This window comes from Streptomyces sp. NBC_00289 (genome assembly GCF_041435115.1).
In the GTDB taxonomy this organism is placed as follows: Bacteria; Actinomycetota; Actinomycetes; order Streptomycetales; family Streptomycetaceae; genus Streptomyces.
Window position 1 is genome coordinate 8,515,144 of the sequence record NZ_CP108046.1, and the last position, 14,697, is coordinate 8,529,840.

Annotated in this window: 13 protein-coding genes; 10 read left to right on the forward strand and 3 right to left on the reverse strand. The window is 72.1% G+C overall.

Annotated features, from left to right (window positions below; translation table 11 throughout):
• Positions 1 to 33 precede the first annotated feature (33 nt).
• From OG985_RS38610 to OG985_RS38630, 5 genes are all read left to right on the forward strand, one after another.
• Positions 34 to 1,011: an NADPH:quinone oxidoreductase family protein gene (locus tag OG985_RS38610; protein ID WP_371673022.1), complete on the forward strand. Its 978-nt coding sequence runs from the start codon at positions 34 to 36 to the stop codon at positions 1,009 to 1,011.
• Positions 1,008 to 2,189 (forward strand): acyl-CoA dehydrogenase family protein, encoded by a 1,182-nt coding sequence (locus tag OG985_RS38615; RefSeq protein WP_371673023.1) that lies wholly within the window; start codon positions 1,008 to 1,010, stop codon positions 2,187 to 2,189. Before OG985_RS38610 ends, OG985_RS38615 begins: the two co-directional genes overlap by 4 nt.
• Entirely contained in the window at positions 2,186 to 3,268 is a 1,083-nt protein-coding gene (locus OG985_RS38620; RefSeq protein ID WP_371673024.1) for an acyl-CoA dehydrogenase family protein, read from the forward strand. The genes OG985_RS38615 and OG985_RS38620 overlap by 4 nt, the downstream gene beginning before the upstream one ends.
• Before the next feature lie 185 nt (positions 3,269 to 3,453).
• Positions 3,454 to 4,311: a phosphatidylinositol-specific phospholipase C/glycerophosphodiester phosphodiesterase family protein gene (locus tag OG985_RS38625; protein WP_371673025.1), complete on the forward strand. Its 858-nt coding sequence runs from the start codon at positions 3,454 to 3,456 to the stop codon at positions 4,309 to 4,311.
• Between the two features lie 110 nt (positions 4,312 to 4,421).
• Positions 4,422 to 4,616, forward strand: coding sequence for a hypothetical protein (locus OG985_RS38630; RefSeq protein WP_371673026.1), 195 nt, complete (start codon positions 4,422 to 4,424; stop codon positions 4,614 to 4,616).
• Between the two features lie 12 nt (positions 4,617 to 4,628).
• Here OG985_RS38630 and OG985_RS38635 read toward each other — a convergent pair whose 3' ends face one another.
• The 3 genes from OG985_RS38635 to OG985_RS38645 all read right to left on the reverse strand — a co-directional run bounded on the left by OG985_RS38635 (position 4,629) and on the right by OG985_RS38645 (position 6,633).
• Positions 4,629 to 5,867 carry a phosphodiester glycosidase family protein gene (locus OG985_RS38635; RefSeq protein ID WP_371673027.1) on the reverse strand — a complete coding sequence of 413 codons (1,239 nt, stop codon included), beginning with the start codon at positions 5,865 to 5,867 and terminating at the stop codon, positions 4,629 to 4,631.
• Positions 5,868 to 5,951: 84 nt separating this feature from the next.
• Entirely contained in the window at positions 5,952 to 6,359 is a 408-nt protein-coding gene (locus tag OG985_RS38640; protein WP_371673028.1) for a DUF779 domain-containing protein, read from the reverse strand.
• Between the two features lie 142 nt (positions 6,360 to 6,501).
• On the reverse strand, positions 6,502 to 6,633 hold the full coding sequence (locus tag OG985_RS38645) for a hypothetical protein (protein ID WP_371674614.1): 132 nt from the start codon (positions 6,631 to 6,633) through the stop codon (positions 6,502 to 6,504).
• Here OG985_RS38645 and OG985_RS38650 point away from each other — a divergent pair.
• The 5 genes from OG985_RS38650 (at position 6,571) to ctaD (ending at position 14,569) form a co-directional block, all read left to right on the forward strand.
• Positions 6,571 to 6,738 (forward strand): hypothetical protein, encoded by a 168-nt coding sequence (locus OG985_RS38650; RefSeq protein WP_371674723.1) that lies wholly within the window; start codon positions 6,571 to 6,573, stop codon positions 6,736 to 6,738. The genes OG985_RS38645 and OG985_RS38650 overlap by 63 nt on opposite strands.
• A gap of 237 nt (positions 6,739 to 6,975) precedes the next feature.
• On the forward strand, positions 6,976 to 8,166 hold the full coding sequence (locus OG985_RS38655; protein WP_371674615.1) for a glutamate--cysteine ligase: 1,191 nt from the start codon (positions 6,976 to 6,978) through the stop codon (positions 8,164 to 8,166).
• 303 nt (positions 8,167 to 8,469) lie between these two features.
• Complete coding sequence (locus tag OG985_RS38660; RefSeq protein ID WP_371673029.1) at positions 8,470 to 10,254, forward strand: N-acetylglutaminylglutamine amidotransferase; 1,785 nt, start codon at positions 8,470 to 8,472, stop codon at positions 10,252 to 10,254.
• Entirely contained in the window at positions 10,227 to 12,644 is a 2,418-nt protein-coding gene (locus OG985_RS38665) for a prolyl oligopeptidase family serine peptidase (RefSeq protein WP_371673030.1), read from the forward strand. The genes OG985_RS38660 and OG985_RS38665 overlap by 28 nt, the downstream gene beginning before the upstream one ends.
• A gap of 215 nt (positions 12,645 to 12,859) precedes the next feature.
• Positions 12,860 to 14,569: a cytochrome c oxidase subunit I gene (ctaD, locus tag OG985_RS38670; protein WP_371673031.1), complete on the forward strand. Its 1,710-nt coding sequence runs from the start codon at positions 12,860 to 12,862 to the stop codon at positions 14,567 to 14,569.
• Positions 14,570 to 14,697: the final 128 nt, after the last annotated feature.

Genomic DNA, 14,697 nt, shown 5'->3' on the forward strand with positions numbered 1-14,697 from the left:
CGGTCAGACGAAGCAGTCCCGTGGAGGCCCCCCATGCAGGCATGGCAAGTGCACGAGAACGGCGAGCCGAGTGAGGTGATGCGCCTCGCGGACGTGGCACAGCCGGTGCCCGGCGACGGCCAGGTCCTGCTGCGGGTGCGGGCCGCGAACATCAACTTCCCCGACGTGCTGATGTGCCGGGGCCAGTACCAGGTCAGGCCCCCGCTGCCGTTCACGCCGGGCGTGGAGATCTGCGGCGAGACCCCGGACGGACGCCGGGTGATCGCCAACCCCGCGCTGCCCCACGGCGGTTTCGCCGAGTACGCCGTCGCGGACGCCGCCGCCCTGCTGCCCGCGCCCGACTCGCTGGACGACGCCGAGGCCGCCGCGCTGCACATCGGCTACCAGACCGGCTGGTTCGGCCTGCACCGGCGGGCCCGGCTGGAGGCCGGCGAGACCCTGCTCGTCCACGCCGCCGCCGGAGGGGTCGGCAGCGCGGCCGTGCAGCTCGGCAAGGCGGCGGGCGCCCGGGTCATCGGCGTGGTGGGCGGCGCCGACAAGGCCGCCGTCGCCCGCGAGCTGGGCTGTGACGTGGTGATCGACCGGCGGAGCGAGGACGTCGTCGCCGCCGTGCGGGAGGCCACCGGCGGCCGGGGCGCCGACGTGATCTACGACCCGGTCGGCGGCGACGCCTACACCCAGTCCGCCAAGGTCGTCGCCTTCGAGGGCCGCATCGTGGTCGTCGGCTTCGCGAGCGGCACGATCCCCAGCCCGGGCCTCAACCACGCCCTGGTGAAGAACTACGCGATCCTCGGCCTGCACTGGGGCCTGTATGCCTCGAAGAACCCGAAGCTGATCCAGCACTGCCACGAACAGCTCACCGAGCTGGCCGCCCGGGGCGCGATCAAACCGCTGGTGAGCGAACGCGTGCCGCTGAGCGGTGCCGCGGACGCCGTCCAGCGCGTCGGTGACGGCGTCACCACCGGCCGCGTCACCGTGCTGCCCGCACTGGAGAACGGAGCCACCGCATGACCGACGCCGACGAACAGCGCCGCCGCACAAGGGAGTTGCTGGCCGCGCACCCCCCTGCGGAAACCGCCGCGCCGGACTTCCTCGCGGCCCGCTTCGACGCCGGTCTGGCGTGGGTGCACTACCCCGAGGGCCTCGGCGGACTCGGTGCCCCGCGCTCCCTGCAGGCCGTCGTGGACGCCGAACTCGAGGCCGCGGGCGCCCCGGACAACGACCCCCGGCGGATCGGCATCGGTCTCGGCATGGCCGCGCCGACGATCCTCGAGTTCGGCACGGAGGAGCAGAAGCGGCGGTTCCTGCGGCCCCTGTGGCTGGGGGAGGAGGTCTGGTGCCAGCTCTTCAGCGAGCCGGGCGCCGGATCCGACCTGGCCGCGCTCGGCACGCGGGCCGTCCGCGAAGGCGACGACTGGGTCGTCAACGGGCAGAAGGTGTGGACGTCCAGCGCCCATGTCGCGCGCTGGGCCATCCTCATCGCCCGTACCGACCCGGACGTGCCCAAGCACCAGGGCATCACGTACTTCGTCTGCGACATGACCGACCCCGGCGTCGAGGTGCGTCCGCTCCGGCAGATCACCGGCGAGGCCGAGTTCAACGAGGTCTTCCTGACCGACGTCCGGATCCCGGACTCGCGCCGCCTCGGAGCAGTCGGCAACGGCTGGCGGGTCGCCCAGACCACGCTCATGAATGAACGCGTCTCGATCGGCGGCATGCGTCTGCCGCGTGAGGGCGGCATGATCGGCCCGGTTTCCCGGACCTGGCGCGAACGCCCCGACCTGCGCACCCACGAGCTGCACCAGCGACTGCTCGGGCTCTGGGTCGAGGCCGAGGTCGCCCGCCTCACCGGGGAACGGCTGCGCCAGCAGCTCGTCGCCGGCCAGCCCGGCTACGAGGGCTCCGGGATGAAGCTCGCGTTCGCCCGCCTCAACCAGGAGATCAGCGGCCTGGAGGTCGAACTCCTCGGCGAGGAGGGCCTGTTGTACGACGACTGGACCCTGCGCCGACCGGAGTTCGTGGACTTCACCGGCCGGGACGCCGGCTACCGCTACCTCCGCTCGAAGGGCAACAGCATCGAGGGCGGGACCAACGAGGTCCTGCTGAACATCGTCGCCGAACGCGTCCTGGGCCTGCCCGCCGAGCCGCGCACCGACAAGGACGTCGCCTGGAAGGACCTCGCCCGATGAGCACACAGCCCGACCTGCTCTACTCCGAGGAGGAAGAGGCCCTCCGCGCCGCCGTCCGCGACCTGCTCGGCGACCACTGCGACGCGGCCGGCGTGATCGCCCGCACCGAGTCGGACGCCCCGCACGACCTGTCGCTGTGGAAGGCGCTCGCCGAGGCCATGGGCCTGGCCGGCCTGCTGGTGCCCGAGGCGCTCGGCGGCCAGGGAGCCACCCACCGCGAAGCCGCCGTCGTCCTGGAGGAACTGGGCCGCGCCGTCGCCCCGGTGCCCTACCTGACGAGTGCCGTCGTGGCCACCGAGGCGCTGCTGGCGTGCGAGGCCGAGGACCTCCTCGCCGAGCTGGCGTCCGGCCGGAAGATCGGCGCCCTCGCCGTCGCCCTCAACGTCGCCCCGGGCGGCGCCTACCGGACCGTACGGCACGAAGACGGGCTCCTGCGCGGCAAGTTGTCCGGAATCGCCGACGCGGCCGCGGCCGACGTGCTGCTGGTGCCGGCCGAGGACGGCGGACTGTACGCGGTCGGCGCGGACGCCGTGACCGTCACCCCGCAGATCTCCCTGGACCTGACCCGGCCACTCGCGACCGTCACGTTCGACGGGGCGCGCGCCCGTCGGCTCGGCGATGCCGAACCCGCCGTACGACGGGCGTTGCGGGCCGGGGCCGGACTACTCGCCGCCGAGCAACTGGGCCTCGCCGACTGGACGTTGACGGAGACCGTCCGCTACCTGAAGGAACGCAAGCAGTTCAACCGGCCCGTGGGCGGTTTCCAGGCGCTCAAGCACCGGCTCGCGCAGCTGTGGCTCGAGGTCGTCAACCTGCGCGCGGCCGCCCGCAACGCCGCGGACGCGCTCACCAGGGGAGAGGACGCCGACGTCGCGGTCGCCGTCGCCCAGGCGTACGCGGCGTCCGTCGCCGTCCACGCCGCCGAGGAGGCCGTCCAACTGCACGGCGGCATCGGCATGACCTGGGAGCACCCCGCCCACCTGTACCTGAAGCGGGCCAAGGCCGACTCGATCGCCTACGGCACGGCGGGCGCCCACCGTGCCGAACTGGCCGAGATGGTCGACCTCCAAGCCCCCTGACGTACACCCGGGCAACGCCCGCGAGAAGCCCGCCCCATCTGGGGCGGGCCTTTTCGTGTGCCCCGCGCGGGCGAAGTGAACTCGTGGCGGCAGACCGGACAACTCCCCGCACAGCACTGCTTCCTGGGCCCTGGTGGATCGCATACTCGCTGAGGTTCCCCACGGCCCTACCAGGGAGGCAGAGCATGGCCCTCACCACCCGCTGCAGAGCCCTCAGCACCCTCGGCGCAGCCATCGCGGGCACGGTCGCCCTGCCCGCCACGCGCGCGGTGGCAGGCGAACAGAAGCACAGCGCACGGCCGTTGTGGCGCGCCCACGCCCACAACGACTACGAGCACCCGCGGCCCCTGTTCGACGCCCTCGACCACCGCTTCGGCAGCGTCGAGGCCGACATCCACCTCGTCGGCGACCAGCTCCTCGTCGCCCACGACCCGGTCGACCTCGACCCGGGCCGCACCCTCGAATCCCTCTACCTCGCCCCGCTCGCGGCCCGCGTCAAGGCCAACCACGGTGCCATCTACCGGGGTTACCGCAGACCCCTGCAACTGCTCATCGACATCAAGACCGAGGGCTCGTCGACGTACCTCGAACTCGACCGCCACCTCACGCGCTACCGGCACCTGTTCACGACGTACGCCCACGGCCGGGTCCACCAGGGCCCGGTCACCGCCGTCATCTCCGGCGACCGGGCGGCCCGGATGCCGATGGAGGCCCAGACCGTGCGCCGGGCCTTCTACGACGGCCGTCTCAGCGACCTCGGCACCTCCGCCCCGGCCTCCTTCGTCCCGCTGATCTCCGACAACTGGACGCTCAACTTCACCTGGCGGGGCGAGGGCGCCTTCCCCGACGCCGAGCGGCGGAAGCTGCGCGACATCGTCCGGGCCGCGCACCGGCGCGGGCAGCGCGTCCGGCTGTGGGCCACCCCCGAGGTTCCGGGCCCCGCCCGGGACGCGGTGTGGGCCGAACTGCTCGCCGCCGACGTCGACCACATCAACACCGACGACCTCGCCGGACTGGAGGCGTTCCTGGACGCCCACCGGTAACGCGCAGACACCACACGTTCGGAGGACAGGTCAGCAGCCCGGACGAACCCTCCGCTACGTCACACTTGCGGCCGAACGCCGCGAAGCGGACGTGGCGGAGGAGGTTGACGATGGCCATTTCCATCTCTGTGGTGCTGCTGCTCCTGATCCTGGCGGTGATCTTCCTGCGCAGCGGCGGGCTGAAGGTCTCCCACGCCCTGGTGTGCGGGCTGCTCGGCTTCTACCTGGCCGGATCGAGCATCGCCCCGACGATCTACAGCGGCCTCACGGCGACGGCGGACATCGTCAGCGGCCTGAGACCGTGACCGCACGCGGTCTCAGGGTGTGGAGAAGACCCCGATGCCGTTCGGGACGGGACGTTCCGCGCCGCCGCTGGGATGGTTGCGCACCGAGACGGTGGTCGCGCCCGGCGCGCGGGCGACCAGCGTCGTCGAACCGCCGCCGTCCAGGCTGAATGCGTCGGTCGAACCCAACGTCCGCATGAAGTCCGCCACTTCGGCGATCGTCAGGCCGCTTCGGTGGGCGGGCGCCCCGTCCACCGCGAACAGCAGCAGACGGCGCCCGCCGTCCGCGACGCCCACGGCGGTCCGCACGGCCGAGGTCGTGCCGTCCAGACCGGGCAGCGGATGTCCGTCCCTGAGCACCGGATAGCCGCCGAGCGCGAAGCGGTACGGCTTCCGGGACGCGGACGCCACGAGCCGGTGCCGCACCTTCACCGCCTGGCCGGTGAAGTACTTCCGCAGCCGTTGCGCTCCCGCCTCCCGGCCGACGAGCACCGTCGTGCCGGAGGCGATGGGACCACGGCCCGGTGTGCCGGCGGCGGACACGACCCGGCCGCCGCGGACCGTCACCTCGTACGTGTCCGTGCTGCAGGCGGCGGCCCGGTCCGTGTCCGTGCCGCAGGTGGCACGGACACGGGAGGCGGTGCCCCACCGCGAGGTGAACGCGCCGACCGACCCCACCGGCAGCGCGTACTGGTTGAGCCCGCCGAGCGGCAACCGCTCCCCGGCGGCGGTGACGGAGCCGACGAGGGCCAGACTGTCCGGACGAGCCCTGCGGTCGGTGCCCACGCCGATCACGTTCCTGGTCGTGGTGCCGGGCGGCAGTTCGGGTCCGAAGCGCTGGCCGTCCGGCACCGCCGCCTTCAGCACGTGACCGCTCGCGATCGCCGGCCCCACGGAGGCTCCGGTGGCCTCGACGCCCGGGTGCTGGGTCTCGGTGATGTTGAAGAAGTCGCCGTTCACTCCGGCCACCGCGCCTCGCGCGTCCGCCAGCCGGGAGACGGTGGCCCGTGCGGCGACCGTCCCCGGGTACAGCAGATCGACGCTCACGCGCGGATCGCGCAGGTCGAGGCTCAGCACATGCGCGTGCGTCGGGCCCTTGGCCGCCGCGAGGTCGAACTGCCGGTAGGAGACACCCGGCGCGATCCCGACCGCGCCCTGTGCGGCGCCGGCCGGTGCCGCCCCGGCCAGGCCCACGCCGGCCAGCGTGCCGAAGGCCGCCAAGAAGGTCAGTACCGATCCGCCCACACCCGATCGAATCTGACGACGCGTCACGACTCCCCCTGATGTCTCGTCAACTGTCCCAGGAAACAGGGAACTCAGGGAGAGTGCAGCAGACGGCGGAGTCCGGCGGGACGGTCAGCCGCCAACGACCCGCGAACGGGTGAGGAAACGCACCCCCTCGGGTGCTTCGAGGGAGAAACCGCTGCCCCGGCCCTCGACCACGTCGACGATCAGCCGGGTGTGACTCCACACCTCGTACTGGCTCCTCGACATCCAGAACCCCACCGGCCTCGCCACCCCCTCGACGTCGAGTTCCGCGAGCAGCACGTCGGAGCCGCCGGTGCGGAACTCGCCCTCGGGGTAGCACATGGGCGCGCTGCCGTCGCAGCAGCCGCCGGACTGGTGGAACATCAGCGGACCGTGCGCCTCACTCAGCCGGCGGACCAGACGGGCGGCGCCGGGGGTGAACTCCACGCGGGGGACCTCGTCGACGTCGGTGAGCGGAGCGTCCGCCTGCTCGGGGCGCGCCGGTTCCTCGTGCATGCCAACCGTCCCCACACGTCGTCGAAAACCTGGTCACCGGCCCATCGGCGGGCCGGTGACCAGGTCATCAGACGGAACGTTGCGAGACGGTTGCGGGCAGGGTGCCGTACGGCGTGAGAGGGGCGGGGAGGGGCCGGCCTCCTCAACCACCGGGTGGCTGACGAGCACTCCTTCGGCGACGCTGCCCTCCGGGACGTGCACCAGACGGACCATGCCCGTCGCCGGAGCCACGCCGGTCCACCGGCGCGACGGCGCCGTGCAGCCCGCCGGGCAGCGTCACCCAGAGCTGGTGCCGCGTGCCGGTCGGCCGGGGATCGGGCGCCGGGCGAAGGGCCGGAGCGAGTCGGCGGACGGCGGCGGACCGGTCCCGCCCCTGTGAGGCCTCCGGGATACGGGGTAGTCGGCTTGCCCGCGACCGAAAGCGGGCCCCCCACCTCGGGCCACGCCGCTCCCGTGCGCTCATCGGAGATGCATCTGTTTCAAAAGAGCAAAATGATGCTTGAGGATCAATGCCCCGGGCACACGCAAACCGTCACAAGCTGCCGTGTCCGCCCCGGTGAGAGACCCTGGGACGGGGACAGGCGTTCTGGTCACACCTCGAGGAGCGACCGTGAGCATGCGTATCGGAGTGGAGGAGGAGTTCCACGTCCTGGAGGTGGAAAGCGGAGTGCTCGTGCCACGCGCAGGCCAGATCCTGCGAAGACTCTCTCCGCAGACCTTCACGGCCGAACTGCACCGGTCCACCGTGGAGGCCAACAGCGGGGTGCACAGCTCCCTGCACGACCTGTACACGGACCTGGCCAGGACGAGGCGGCTGCTGGACACGGCGGCCTCCTCACTCGGGCTCGCGGTGGTGGCCGCCGGTACGGCACCACTGGCACCCGCCGCCGCCGTGCCTCCCACCGCCGACGCCCGCTACCGGCACATGGTCGAGGAATACCGCAAGGTCGCCGACGAGCAGCTGATCTGCGGTGGCCAGATCCACGTGGACATACCCGACCGCGACACGGCGGTACGCGTCATGTGCGCGGTCTCTCCCTGGCTGCCGGTCCTGCTCGCGCTGTCCGCCAGCTCACCGTTCTGGCAGGGCTCCGACACCGGATACGCGAGCTGGCGCACCCTGCTGTGGCAGCGCTGGCCCACCGCCGGCCCGATCGGCTGCTTCGCCGACGCGGCCGAGTACGACACCGCTGTGCGGGACCTCGTCCGGGCCGGGATCATCAGCGACGCGGGAATGATCTACTACGACGTCCGCCCCTCCGCGCACCTGCAGACACTCGAACTGCGCATCTGCGACGCCTGCCCGCGAGCGGAGACCGTCGTGCTCGTCGCCGGACTCTTCCGCGCCCTGGTCAGCGATGCCTGCGAGCGGCTGCGGGCGCCCGGTGCCCCCGGCTGCGAGGGGCACCACGAGTGGTTGCGCGGGGCCTCCTGGCGGGCCGCCCGGTCCGGTCTCGAAGGCACCCTGGTGGATCCCGAGACCCGCCGCGAAGCAGCCGCGTCGCAGGTCGTGGCCAGGCTCCTCGCCCGGCTGCGCCCGGCCCTCGAAGCCCACGGCGACTGGCAGACCGTCCACGCGCTCACCGAGGCCGCCCTCGCCGACGGCAGCGCCGCCCGCCGCATGCGCCGTACGGCACACGACGAGGACCTGCTGGCCTGCGTCGACATGCTGATCGCCGAGACCCGGGGCGAACGCAGAAACCCCGGCCGGACCGCCGCCGTCCCCAGCGACCCGCGGTCTTCCCCCACGGGCGGGGCACGCCGCCCGCCCCTCGGCTCCGGATCACCGGAGGCCATCGGACGCTGATCCGCCGGTGAACGTCATGGGACCAGCGCACCGCGCACGCGCCGCGAACATGCGGCGCCGGTTCGCGGCAGCCGGAGCGTGCGCCCACCGCGCGGCTCCGTGCGGCCCGGTGTCATCCCGATCCGCGGACGCCGCAGACCCGTCCGCCCCGTCCGCGGCACCCCCACGCCGTCCGTCCCCCACCTACGAGCTCAGGAGAGATCCCGTCATGTCCAGCAGCATCCAGGCCGTAGCCGGCAGGCGCGACGCGGCACCCCCGTACCGGCGCGCCGACGACGGTGTACGGAAGGGAGGCGGCCCGTCATGTGCGGTCTGAGCGGGGAGATCCGCTTCGACGGCCGTCGCCCCGACCTCGGGGCCGTCGAGCGCATGGGGGACACGCTCGCCGCCCGTGGGCCCGACGGCCGGGGAATCTGGACGCGCGGCGCCGTGGCGCTGGGACATCGGCGACTGAAGATCATCGACCTGTCGGACCTCGGAGCACAGCCGATGACCGACGCCGCGGGCGAGATCACCGGCGTCTTCAACGGCTGCGTGTACAACTACCGGGAACTGCGCGAGGAACTCGGCGCTCTCGGTCACCGCTTCGCGTCGACGTCCGACACCGAGGTCGTGTTGAAGGCCTACCAGCAGTGGGGAACCGCCTGCGTCGAGCATTTCCACGGCATGTTCGCCTTCGCTCTCGTCGAGCACCGGACCGGCCGTGTGGTGCTGGCCCGTGACCGGCTCGGCATCAAACCGCTCTACCTGGCGGAGACTCCGGGCCGGCTCCGGTTCGCCTCCTCGCTGCCGGCCCTCCTCGCGGCCGGAGACGTGGACACCTCACTCGATCCGGTGGCGGTCCACCAGTACCTGAGCTGGCACGCCACGGTGGCACCGCCGCGGACCGTCCTCAACGGCGTACGCAAGCTTCCGCCCGCCACCGTGCGGGTCGTCGAGCCCGACGGCAGCCGGCACGACCACCGCTACTGGCAGCCTTCCTACACGCGCCGGGCCGAGTACGCCGACATGGGCGCGGACGAGTGGCGGGACGCGGTGCTCGAGGCGCTGCGCACGGCCGTACGCCGTCGGACGGTCTCCGACGTTCCGGTCGGAGTCCTGCTCTCAGGCGGCCTGGACTCCAGCCTGATCGTCGCCCTGCTGGCGGAGGAAGGCTCGCAGGACCTGATGACGTTCAGCGTGGGATTCGAGTCGGAGGGCGGCGAGGAGGGCGACGAGTTCCGGTACTCCGACCTGGTCGCCAGGCGGTTCGACACCGACCACCGCCGGCTGATGGTGCCCTCCGACCGGGTGTCCACGGCGCTGGACGGGGCCGTCGCGGCGATGAGCGAACCGATGATCAGCCACGACGTGGTCGCCTTCTACCTGCTGTCCGAGCAGGTGTCCAAGGACGTGAAGGTCGTGCAGAGCGGGCAGGGCGCCGACGAGGTGTTCGCCGGCTACCACTGGTACCCGCGACTGGCCGAGGTCTCCCGCGAGGAGGAGCCGGAGCGGTACGCCGAGACGTACTTCGACCGGTCGCACACCGACCTCGCCCGGGTCCTGCAGCCCCACATGCTGCCCGAGCACGACGTCTCGGGCCGCTTCGTCCGGGAGCACATGGCGGCGCCCGGGGCGCAGACCGCGCTGGACGCGGCGTTGCGGCTGGACACGCACGTCATGCTCGTCGACGACCCCGTCAAGCGGGTGGACAACATGACCATGGCGTGGGGCCTGGAGGGCCGGGTGCCGTTCCTCGACCACGAACTGGTGGAGCTGGCCGCCGCCTGCCCGCCGGAACTCAAACTGGCCGACGACGGCAAGGGCGTACTGAAGCAGGTGGGCCGCAAGATCCTGCCCCGTGAGGTCGTCGACCGTCCCAAGGGCTACTTCCCGGTGCCGGCCATCAAGCACATGGCGGGTCCCGTCCTGCAACGCGTGCGCGAGGCGCTCACGGCCCCTGAGGCACAACAGCGCGGACTGTTCCGGGAGTCGTACGTGGCCGAGCTGCTCGCGGCGCCCGACGACCACCGGACCAGGCGCGGGGCCAACGCCCTGTGGCAGGTGGCGCTGCTGGAGATATGGCTGCAGACGCACGGAATCAAGTGACCGGCGAGCCGACGGCGCGGGCCCCCCGCTCGAAGACGCCCCGGCGTGAGCCGACGGCGCGGGCCCCGCACGGGGAGGCACCCGCCCAGCCGGCCGTCGTCGCGCACCCCGGGGCAGCCGGTCCCGCCCAGGAGACCCGGATGGACGGGCGGCAGCCGGCTGCCCGGCCGGCGGACGTCAGCGACGCCACCTGTTCCGCCGCCCCGTCTCTGCTGCATCTGCCCGAGGCGGCGGGCGCGCGTGACGCCGTGACCAGGCTGCACGCGCACGGCTGCTGGTATCCCTCCGCCAACCCCGACGGCACACAGGTGGCGTTCATCTGTGACCGCTCCGGAGTTCCCCAACTGTGGGCCGGACCCGTGGACGGTGACGAGGTCAGGCTGCTGGACTCCGCCCCGGACCCGGTCACCGAGGTGTCCTGGTCGCCGGACGGCCGCTGGATCGCCTACACCACCGCGCCGGGCGGCGGCGAGCACTCCCGCGTGCTGTGCGTGCGGCCCGACGGCACCGGCCGCCGCGCCCTGGCCGGCGCCGACCCCGACAGCACCGCCTACCTGGGCTGCTGGGCGCACGACGGCTCCGCCGTCGCCGTCACCGTCGCCCCACCGGCCGCCCGCACCTCGCGAGTCGGGGCGGGACACGCCCCGGCGGACCCCGGCCCGGCCGGCGGCCACGGGTACGGCACTCGCCCGCCGGCCGACTGGGCCGACCGTGACGGTCACCCGACCCTCCTCGGCGAAGCACCGTACGACGCGCGTCTGCGCCCGGCACTGACGCGGACACAGACACAGGCGGAACTGCTGACGGGAGCGTGGACACGGCCCTGGTCCGAACCGGAGCCGACTCCGGAGCAGGAGTCGTGGCGTCGGCCGGGAGTGACGCCGGCCGAGGCCACGGCGGCGCTCACCGCGGCGCAGGCCGGGTCCGACGGTGGTCTGTCGGCCTATCTGATCGACCCCGACGGCCTGGTGTCCCCCGCTCTGCTCGCCACCGAAACGCACGCCGCCACCCTCCGCGTCTGCGATCTGAGCCGCGACGGCGGGCTCGCGCTGCTGCGCCGGGGGCCGCGCGGCCGGCGGGAGGCGGTGGTCCGGCGCACGGCCGACTCGGCGACGACGTGCACCGTGCCCGTCGCCGACGGCGATCCGTGGATCGGCCGGTTCTCCTCCGACGCGCGGACGCTGTGGCTGCGCAGCAACGCCGACCGGGAGTACGCCGCGCTGTTCGCCGTCGCTCTCGGCGCCGACGGCGGGCCGCACGGCGTGTCGGTCGTGAGCGAGCGCGAGGGCAGCGACCTCGAACTCCTGACGTTGGCGCAGGACGGTCGCACGGCCGCGCTGGCGTGGAACGCGCAGGGCGCGAGCGAACTCGAACTCGTCGAGACCTTTCCGAAAACCCGCCGGACCCCGGACGACACCGGGCCGGCGCGGCCGGTTCCCCTGCCCCACGAGGTCGTGACGCGCGTCGTGGCGGCCGGCCCGGGACGCCTGCTGCTCGCGCTGTCGGGGTCGCAACGCCGGCCGGGCGTGTGGTGGGCCCACGAGGGCGTGTCGCTCCTCCGCACCCCGTGGTCCTCCCGGGACCAGGACGCCGTCCCGCCGGGCCGCCCACCCGTACGCCCCGTCCCCCTGCGTCTCGGCGCCCGGGACGGGCTGCCCCTGAGCGGTTGGTACTACAGGGCGCCGGGCCGCGCCGCCGACGAGCCGGCCCCCTGCGTGATCCACCTGCACGGTGGCCCCGAGGAGCAGGAACGCCCGGTGTTCAACCCGCTGTACCACGAGTTGCTCGGACGTGGACTGGACGTCTTCGCGCCCGATGTCCGCGGCTCCTCGGGGCACGGCAGGTCGTTCGTGGACGCCGACCTGGGCGCCGGCCGCTTCGCCGCGCTGGACGACGTGGCGGACTGCGCGGCCCACGTGGTGGCGGCCGGCCTCGCGGACCCGACCCGGCTGGCGGTCATGGGCCGCTCCTACGGCGGCTATCTGGTGTTCGCCTCTCTCGTGTGGCACCCGGATCTGTTCCGCACCGGGGTCGCCGTGTGCGGGATGTCCGACTTCCTGACCTTCTTCGCCGGTACGGAGCCCTGGATCGCGGAGTCGGCCGCGCACAAGTACGGCCACCCCGAGCACGACCGCGAGCTGCTGCACGCCCTGTCACCGATGAGCCGGATCGACGCGCTGCGGGTTCCGCTGCTCGCCGTGCACGGTGAGCACGACACCAACGTGCCGCCGGGGGAGTCCGAGCAGTTCGTACGGGCCGCGCGTGAGCGGGGTCTGCCAGCCGAGCTCCTGACCCTGCGCGACGAGGGCCACGACTTCCTGCGCGCGGACAACCGGAGACGGTTCCGCCGGGCCGCCGCGGACTGGATGCAACGGCAACTCCGCCTCTGAGCCGTCGGACATGCCCGGACGCCTGGCGGCGGCGGCCCTTCCGGTCCCGCCGCACGCGCTCGCCGCCGACCGCCAGGAGTAGGTCGGGACAGTCGGGGAACACAGCGCGCCATGGGTCTCGGAAGGGGCGTGGCGAGCGGGCGTGACTCCGCTGATACGCCATCGTGAGCGGAAAGTACTCGAAGTCCCTTTTGTTCATCTGGTGAGGACATGCGATGGCAGCAGTGACTGAACCGATTGCTCCCGTACCTGCGGCGCGGCGGACCAGGGGACAGGTGATCGTCTCCTGGGCCACGACGACGGACCACAAGAAGATCGGGCACCTCTACCTGATCACCTCGTTCGGGTTCTTCCTGATCGGCGGTGCGCTGGCGATGGTGATGCGGGCGGAACTCGCCCGCCCCGGGCTCCAGGTGGTCTCCAGCGAGCAGTACAACCAGGCGTTCACCATGCACGGCACGATCATGCTGCTGCTGTTCGCGACCCCGACCTTCGCCGGATTCACCAACGCGATCATGCCCTTGCAGATCGGCTCGCCGGACGTGGCGTTCCCGAGGCTGAACATGCTGTCGTACTGGCTGTTCCTGTTCGGCGGGCTGATCGTGCTGGGCAGCTTCCTCACCCCGCAGGGCGCCGCCGACTTCGGCTGGACCGCGTACACCCCGCTGAGTGGTCCGATCCGGGCCGGTTACATCGGCGGCGACCTGTGGATCATGGGGCTGGCGCTGGCCGGATTCGGCACCATCCTCGGCGCGGTCAACTTCATCACCACCATCATCTGCATGCGTGCCCCCGGCATGACCATGTTCCGGATGCCGATCTTCACCTGGAACGTGCTGCTCACCTCGGTGCTGGTGCTGCTGGCGTTCCCCGTCCTGGCCGCCGCCCTGCTGGTGCTGGAGGCGGACCGCAAGTTCGGCGCGCACGTCTTCGACGCCCAGTACGGGGGCGCGCTCCTGTGGCAGCACCTGTTCTGGTTCTTCGGTCATCCGGAGGTCTACATCCTGGCGCTGCCGTTCTTCGGCGTGATCTCGGAGATCATCCCGGTCTTCGCCCGGAAGCCGATCTTCGGCTACGTGGGACTGGTGGGAGCGACGATCACCATCACCGGGCTGTCCGTCGTGGTGTGGGCCCACCACATGTTCGCCACCGGAGCGGTGCTGCTGCCCTTCTTCTCCTTCATGACCTATCTGATCGCGGTGCCGACCGGGGTGAAGTTCTTCAACTGGATCGGCACCATGTGGAGAGGCTCGCTGTCGTTCGAGCCACCGATGCTGTGGGCGGCCGGCTTCCTGGTGACGTTCCTCTTCGGCGGCCTGACCGGCGTCATCCTCGGCTCCCCGCCGCTGGACTGGCACGTGACCGACACCTACTTCGTGGTCGCGCACTTCCACTACGTGCTGTTCGGCACGATCGTCTTCGCCATGTTCGGCGGATTCAGCTTCTGGTGGCCGAAGATGACCGGCACCATGCTCGACATGCGTCTGGAGAAGATCCACTTCTGGACCCTGTTCGTCGGCTTCCACACCACGTTCCTGGTGCAGCACTGGCTCGGCGCCGAGGGCATGCCCCGCCGCTACGCCGACTACCTCGCCGCCGACGGCTTCACCGCCCTCAACACCGTCTCCTCCATCGGCGCCTTCCTGCTGGGCCTGTCGACGCTGCCCTTCCTCTACAACGTGTGGAAGACCGCCAAGTACGGCGAGCGCGTCGAGGTCGACGACCCCTGGGGCTACGGCCGTTCCCTGGAGTGGGCCACCTCCTGTCCACCGCCCCGCCACAACTTCGTGGCGCTGCCCCGCATCCGCTCGGAATCCCCCGCCTTCGAACTGCACCACCCCGAGATCCTGCAGCTGGACCAGAAGGAGGAGACCGGGCAACGCGACGCGTTCGATGCCTCCGGACACGAGAGTGACCGGTCATGACCACGGGCCTGCGGGTGCCGTAGCCGAAACGGCCCTTCGGGAAGGGGCGCCTGACCCGTTCGTCCACGGGGCAGGCGCCCTTTCCGTGTGCGTCTGAAAGCCGGGAGAGCGCCGGGAAGCTGACGTTT

Bases quoted from the DNA above. Each gene is read 5' to 3' on its own strand.
- OG985_RS38625 (WP_371673025.1), top strand. From the start codon at position 3,454: ATGGCCCTCACCACCCGCTGCAGAGCCCTCAGCACCCTCGGCGCAGCC.
- OG985_RS38610 (WP_371673022.1), top strand. From the start codon at position 34: ATGCAGGCATGGCAAGTGCACGAGAACGGCGAGCCGAGTGAGGTGATG.
- OG985_RS38650 (WP_371674723.1), top strand. From the start codon at position 6,571: ATGCCCGTCGCCGGAGCCACGCCGGTCCACCGGCGCGACGGCGCCGTG.
- OG985_RS38630 (WP_371673026.1), top strand. From the start codon at position 4,422: ATGGCCATTTCCATCTCTGTGGTGCTGCTGCTCCTGATCCTGGCGGTG.
- OG985_RS38665 (WP_371673030.1), top strand. From the start codon at position 10,227: ATGGCTGCAGACGCACGGAATCAAGTGACCGGCGAGCCGACGGCGCGG.
- OG985_RS38655 (WP_371674615.1), top strand. From the start codon at position 6,976: ATGCGTATCGGAGTGGAGGAGGAGTTCCACGTCCTGGAGGTGGAAAGC.
- OG985_RS38620 (WP_371673024.1), top strand. From the start codon at position 2,186: ATGAGCACACAGCCCGACCTGCTCTACTCCGAGGAGGAAGAGGCCCTC.
- ctaD (WP_371673031.1), top strand. From the start codon at position 12,860: ATGGCAGCAGTGACTGAACCGATTGCTCCCGTACCTGCGGCGCGGCGG.
- OG985_RS38640 (WP_371673028.1), bottom strand. From the start codon at position 6,359: ATGCACGAGGAACCGGCGCGCCCCGAGCAGGCGGACGCTCCGCTCACC.
- OG985_RS38615 (WP_371673023.1), top strand. From the start codon at position 1,008: ATGACCGACGCCGACGAACAGCGCCGCCGCACAAGGGAGTTGCTGGCC.
- OG985_RS38660 (WP_371673029.1), top strand. From the start codon at position 8,470: ATGTGCGGTCTGAGCGGGGAGATCCGCTTCGACGGCCGTCGCCCCGAC.